This window comes from Affinundibacterium flavidum (genome assembly GCF_014284175.1).
Lineage (GTDB): Bacteria > Pseudomonadota > Gammaproteobacteria > Burkholderiales > Burkholderiaceae_D > Undibacterium > Undibacterium flavidum.
The window spans coordinates 1-391 of sequence record NZ_JACOGA010000056.1; the positions used below are offsets into that span (position 1 = coordinate 1).

At 44.5% G+C, this 391-nt stretch carries 1 protein-coding gene; it reads left to right on the forward strand.

The window, feature by feature from the left end; all coding sequences use genetic code 11:
• Nucleotides 1–391: IS110 family transposase (locus H8K55_RS21330; RefSeq protein WP_186944259.1), on the forward strand; the 391-nt coding region annotated here is incomplete at both ends.

Sequence of the window (391 nt, forward strand, 5' to 3'; positions counted from 1 at the left end):
TCAGTGTCATCAACCCAGCACAGATTAAGGCTTTCGGTGCTTCACGCTTAGTTCGAACAAAGACAGATAAAGTCGATGCACAACTGATCGCAGAATTTGGCTTTGAACGTCGCCCAGAACTATGGATAGTTCCCTCCATTGCGGAACAAACCTTACGTGCTTTGGTTCTGCGCTTAGATGCCTTGCAGAACATGCGTACGCAAGAGTTGAATAGGCTCGATGTGGCACGTGAGGCGATTCGACAAGGAATTACTGATCACATTGACTGGTTGGATAAAGAAATTAAAGCACTGATTTGTTTAATTAACGACCATACTCGGAACGATCCGGACTTAAAAGATAAGCAGAAATTATTGGATAGCATACCTGGTTTAGGAGAACGCACCATCGC